This window comes from Acidovorax sp. HMWF018 (genome assembly GCF_003061035.1).
In the GTDB taxonomy this organism is placed as follows: Bacteria; Pseudomonadota; Gammaproteobacteria; order Burkholderiales; family Burkholderiaceae_C; genus Acidovorax; species Acidovorax delafieldii.
Window position 1 is genome coordinate 16,609 of the sequence record NZ_QAIM01000680.1, and the last position, 1,197, is coordinate 17,805.

Here is a 1,197-nt window from a genome sequence, read left to right on the forward strand (position 1 = left end):
TCAGGAGTGGCGGCCACAGACGGATCGGCGGCAACAGGGACTGGGGACATGGGGCAATTTTGGCCCCAAAGGGCCGTCAGCCCCGTCTGGCAGCACAAAAAAGATAGCTGTCGGCCCTTTGCCACAGGGCGTCGAACTCACAAATTTCTCCCCATTCATCTTTCTGGCCGATCCCTCATCCACCCTGCGATGGTCGCCCGGCTGCCAGCAGCCCCTCCAACCGGGGCAAGGCGGCCAAGGCATTGGCCCTGGTGCTGCCAGCCAGCGCCTGCGCAGACTCGCCGCGCAGCTGGGCCACCACGGCCGCAATGCAGGGTAGCTCTCCCGGGCTGTTGCGGCCCTGGGGCTGCCCGGCAGCGCGCTCTGCGGCCGTGGTGTAAAGCCAGTGGGGCGGAATGTCAGGCGCATCCGTCTCCAGCACCAGGGCATCGCCGGGCAGCTCGGTGGCCAGACGGCGCAGCTGCAGGGCGCGGTCATAGGTCACCGCACCGCCAAATCCCAGCTTGAAGCCCAGGCCGATGAACGCCTGCGCCTGCTGCAGGCTGCCGTTGAAGGCATGCGCAATACCGCCGCGCACCGGCAAATCCCGCAGGCCCTTGAGCAACTTGTCGGCAGAGCGGCGCACATGCAGGATCACCGGCATGTCAAACCGCCGGGCCAGCTGCAGCTGTGCGCGGTAGAACCGCTCCTGGCGCGCCGGGTCGAGGCCCGGCACAAAGTAATCGAGGCCGATCTCGCCTATCGCCACCAGGCGCGGGTCGGCGTGGTGCTGCTCCAGGTATCCGGCCAGATGCTGCAGGTCCTCCTCCTCGGCGCGCCCTGTGTAGAGGGGATGAATGCCCAGCGCATAGCTGTCCCCATGCTGGTGCGCCAGCGCCCGCACGGTGTCCCAGTTGCTGCGCTCCACGGCCGGAATCACGCAATGGCAAACGCCTTGCGCCGCCGCCAGTGTGCGGACTGCACTGCGGTCGGCATCGAACTCGGGGGCGTCGAGGTGGCAGTGGGTATCGATCCAGGCGGTCATGCGCCGATGATGCCCGATGCAGCCTGCAAAGGCTGCGGTCGCAGGGGACGGTGGGCCCGTGTAGCCCTGCATGTGCATTTGCCCGCAAACCGTGCTACTGTCATTTGCGTGCGCCAGGCCCTGGCGTGTACGAGCAAAGGTGACAGGATGCCCCGGCCCGCCCTCTACAGCAG

Annotated in this window: 1 protein-coding gene; it reads right to left on the minus strand. The window is 67.3% G+C overall.

All coding sequences use genetic code 11. The annotated features are described in order from the left end of the window. Positions 1-175: 175 nt before the first annotated feature. On the minus strand, positions 176-1,024 hold the full coding sequence (locus DBR23_RS28850) for a TatD family hydrolase (RefSeq protein ID WP_108500323.1): 849 nt from the start codon (positions 1,022-1,024) through the stop codon (positions 176-178). Positions 1,025-1,197 lie beyond the last annotated feature (173 nt).

Bases quoted from the DNA above. Each gene is read 5' to 3' on its own strand.
- DBR23_RS28850 (WP_108500323.1), bottom strand. From the start codon at position 1,024: ATGACCGCCTGGATCGATACCCACTGCCACCTCGACGCCCCCGAGTTC.